The organism is Candidatus Phytoplasma pruni, from assembly GCF_001277135.1.
GTDB lineage: Bacteria > Bacillota_I > Bacilli_A > Acholeplasmatales > Acholeplasmataceae > Phytoplasma > Phytoplasma pruni.
In genome coordinates this window covers 1-4020 of record NZ_LHCF01000026.1, presented here as the reverse complement: position 1 = coordinate 4020, position 4020 = coordinate 1, and the positions used below count along the sequence as shown (strand labels likewise).

6 protein-coding genes are annotated in these 4020 nt (G+C 22.9%); all 6 read left to right on the top strand.

The window, feature by feature from the left end:
* Positions 1–162 precede the first annotated feature (162 nt).
* The 6 genes from CPX_RS02555 (at position 163) to CPX_RS02530 (ending at position 3686) form a co-directional block, all read left to right on the top strand.
* A complete protein-coding gene (locus CPX_RS02555) occupies positions 163–1005 on the top strand; it encodes a hypothetical protein (RefSeq protein ID WP_053521609.1) in 843 nt (280 codons plus the stop codon).
* Positions 1006–1031: 26 nt separating this feature from the next.
* Positions 1032–1382, top strand: coding sequence for an SVM family protein (locus CPX_RS02550; protein WP_053521608.1), 351 nt, complete (start codon positions 1032–1034; stop codon positions 1380–1382).
* Positions 1383–1416: 34 nt separating this feature from the next.
* Positions 1417–1794, top strand: a complete 378-nt coding sequence (locus CPX_RS02545; RefSeq protein ID WP_053521607.1) for an SVM family protein — start codon at positions 1417–1419, stop codon at positions 1792–1794.
* A gap of 114 nt (positions 1795–1908) precedes the next feature.
* A complete protein-coding gene (locus CPX_RS02540) occupies positions 1909–2265 on the top strand; it encodes an SVM family protein (RefSeq protein WP_053521605.1) in 357 nt (118 codons plus the stop codon).
* Between the two features lie 849 nt (positions 2266–3114).
* Positions 3115–3351 carry an SVM family protein gene (locus CPX_RS02535; protein ID WP_084007124.1) on the top strand — a complete coding sequence of 79 codons (237 nt, stop codon included), beginning with the start codon at positions 3115–3117 and terminating at the stop codon, positions 3349–3351.
* A 71-nt stretch (positions 3352–3422) separates the two neighbouring features.
* The gene (locus CPX_RS02530) at positions 3423–3686 is read left to right on the top strand and encodes a hypothetical protein (protein WP_053521602.1); all 264 of its coding nucleotides are present in this window, start codon (positions 3423–3425) and stop codon (positions 3684–3686) included.
* Positions 3687–4020 lie beyond the last annotated feature (334 nt).

The window sequence follows — 4020 nt, the reverse complement described above, 5'->3', positions numbered from 1 at the left end:
CAAAACAAAAAAGATATAATAAATTCCTTCAACCTATTATTAATTAATTCATATATAAAATTTTTTATTTGAATTTAAACAAATAAAATTGTATAATAGTAGTAATTAATTTTTTTAAAGATAATATCAATTACTACTATTATCGGAAAGGCTATTAAGAATATGAACTTTTTTAAAAAATATTGGTTTATTATTTCCATTATTTTATTTTTTAGTATCGTTATTATTATAGGCTTTTTTAAAGGCGTTAATGAAACTAAAAAAGGCTCAAAATCCTTATCAAATCATCATAAAGAAGTAGATAATAAACAAAAACCTAATCAACCACTAAGAAATAAACATGAAATAGATCCTCCTCAACTAAAAAAACAAATAACTAACGATAAAGAATCAAATCAACTGTCAAGTGATAATCGCGAAAGCGAAACTCCAAAACCTAAAATTCCAATAACACAAAAAAAATATAATAAAATTAAATCTTATATCTTATCAGAAAATGACAACGAAGTTTTATCATTAAACAATCTTTCACCAGAAGACAGAGTTAAAATTAATAACATAAAACAAGAATTAATCAATGATTTAGAACATAGTAAAAATTATTTCCGACTTCAAATAGATGAATTCCAAAACAAATGCGATGAATACACATCCCAAATAAATGAAATAGTAAAACAAATTCCCACATTACAAAAACAACTTCAACCAAAAGAAGCTGAATTAGAAACTAAAAACAAAAAAATAGATAAATTAAAATTAGAAAAACAAAATGAAATAGACCAATTACAAAGCGAAACAACAGAAATAGTTAAACAAATAATGGCGATAAATCTCCAAATCAAGAATTTAGAAGCTGCCCAAAAAATGTACACAGAAATGTTATCACGTGCCCAAAACTATAAAAAAGATTTAGAAAAAGATTATAATAAAAGTTTAGAACAAAACAAACAATCCGCCCTATCTTCCCTCAACTCCCTCTACGAAATCACCTCAGCTGAGGGATAAATAAAATGAAAAGGAGTTATAAATTAATGTTTAAAATCAAAAATAATTTATTATTATTGAATGTATTTGCGTTAATTTTTTTAGGATTATTTTTAATTAGTAGTAATAATTATATTATGGCAGCGCCTAAAAAAGAACATGGAAAGGAAATAGCATCTTCCAAAGAGCCAGAAAAAACAACTAAACAAGATGTAAAAAATTATTTTGAATTATACAATGTACTTGAAACATGTTCCAATGAAGATAGAAATAAAATTATTGAAATTTTACAAGATCCTGAATTAAAACAAATGTTGCAAAATCAAACCAAAAAGAAAACAAAAAAATTAAACGAAAAAGGTTCTTCTTCAAAACAATCCGATAATTCTAAAAAATAATTTTTCTTAATTAAAAAAGGAGTTTTAATAAATAATGTTTAAATTAAAAAACCAATTTAAAATAATTAGTATTTATTTATTTGTTTTATTAGGAATGTTATTTATAACTAATAATTATTATATTATGGCAATGAATAATGGTCATATATCTCAAAATAACGGACATGATAATAATCATGCTAATTTTCGAATTCAAGCTAGTATTTTACAAAATTTAAATGTTCAACTAGCTGGAATATCTCAACAAATTTTAATTGCTGCAAATAATAACTCTTCTGAAGAAGATATTAACAATCTTGTTAGACAAAAAAATGAATTAATTGGTCGTATTGCTGCTCAACAAATTATTGTCCATAACGCAATGCCGCAACAAAACCTTCAAAATCAACAAAATAATCCTAGAAGACGTTAAATATTTTAAAATATATTTAATTAATGATAAAATAAAAATGAAATTTCTATTAAACTAAACTCCCTCTATGAAATCACCTCTGATGAGGATTAAAAATAAAAGGAGATTTAATTCATGATTAAATTAAAAAACCAATTGAACATAATTTATCTTTGTTTAATAACTTTCATAGGATTATTATTTATGAATAATAATAATCAAGTAATGGCGATGGAAAACAATAAAAATAAACAAATTTTACAAAAAGAACAACCTATTGATAAAGAAGTTAATGATTTTTTTAGATTGCTCAAAAAACAAAAAGAAATAATTAAAAATATAAAACAAAAACATCCCCATTTACAAAACGCTTCTATTAAAGAAATAGAACAATGGATTTGTTCGGATATTGATCAAAAAGTAGAATCTCAATCTAGTAATAAAAAACAAAAAACCAAAAATTTCGATTTAAATGTTATTCCAGACAAATAAAAATTAAATATCATCATAAATCAAAGAGACCCTCGCCCAGAGGGCCTTTTCTTTTGTCCAACACACAACAACTTGGAGAGGCAAAAATAACAACTTGTAGAACCCTTTACGCGTCCGTAACGACGTTAAACTAAGATTTTAAAATAACAAAAAACAATTAATAATTTAAAAAATTTAATATTATTAATTTTGTATGTTATAATAAAAATGACCTTCGTTGGAAGTTGGTTTAAACAACTTATGAGGGCATCATGAAATCACATTTTTTTGGGTAAAAAAATAGAACCTCGGCGGAGGTTCTATTTCTATTATAACAGTGTTATTTATCACCGTTATTTTTATTTTAATCATGAAATCACTTCCTTTCTTTTGGGCAATTGCACCTTTCCGAAAGGAAATCAAAATCGACACCTTTCAAAAAGGTGCTTATTTTATATTATAACAATTATTTTAAAATTATTTAATTTTTTAAACTTGGTCCCTTCGCGGACCTTTTTTCTTTAACCAAACCTTTCACAATAACTGGCCAGGCCATTAAACCAAAAACCAAAGGAGGCAAATAAAACCATGAGAGAACTAAAAATATTGCAAAAACAAATTAAAAACTTGCTATCAAAGTTGATGTATGTTATAATGAATTTATAAACAAAAAAGGGTTTTCAAATTATGGATAAAAACCAAATTGAGGTATTAAATTGTATGTTATATTATGCCCAAAAATATAAAGAAGATTTAGAAAGAGATTATTATAATTCCCAATATCGTTATTTCGACCCATAGAACCCTAAACACTCTCTACTAAATCATCCCATCTAAGGGATAAATAGAATGAAAAGGAGTTATAAATTAATGTTTAAAATTAAACATCATTTATTATTCTTAAATATATTTGTATTTATTGGTTTAGGATTGTTTTTAATTAGTAGTAATAATTATATTATGGCGATGGAAAATAATATTCCTTTAAAAATAATTTATAACATTGAAGACAAAAATATTAACGAAAACAAAAAGAAATCCATAAAAATTTCTTACTATGTTAATGATAAAAATTTATCATTAGAAGATATGGCTAAAAAAAATTAATATAATAAATTCAAACAAAAAAACAATTAGTAGATTATAAAAAAAATAATTAAAAAAGGAGCAAAATAAAGATGGAAGAACTAAAAAAACAATTTAAAATATTTTTTTATTTAATTGGTATGATTATTACAATAGTTACTACATTTTATTTTACTAATCATAATAATTTAAAAGAACATATTGATCTTAAAAGCAATCATTTAAAAGATAATATAATCCAAGTTGACAAAAAATTAGATGAATTTAAAATTGAAACAAAAGAAAATTTTAATAAAATCGATAAAAAAATAGATAAATTAACTGATATAATAATCCAACAAAAAAAGCCAAAATAATTTTAAATCTAAAAAGGTTATAGGTAATATTAATAAATGTATTTTAAAATGATTTCATCTAAATATATAAATGTATTTTATATTTTAATTATTATAATAATGAGTGTTAGAATTTTTTCATTTTATCAAAATCAAAAAACAATTGAAAAAAGAAATCAAATGAATTTGGATAAAATTCAAAATTTGGAACAAGAAATAGTTGTTTTGTCTCATTCAATAAATAATTTTTTTAAAAAAAAACAAGATGAAATTCAAAGACTAGAAAATGAAATAGATGCAAATCAAAAAAACAAAAACAAATTCCTAACTGAACAATCTCAAGATTCCAAAGTTT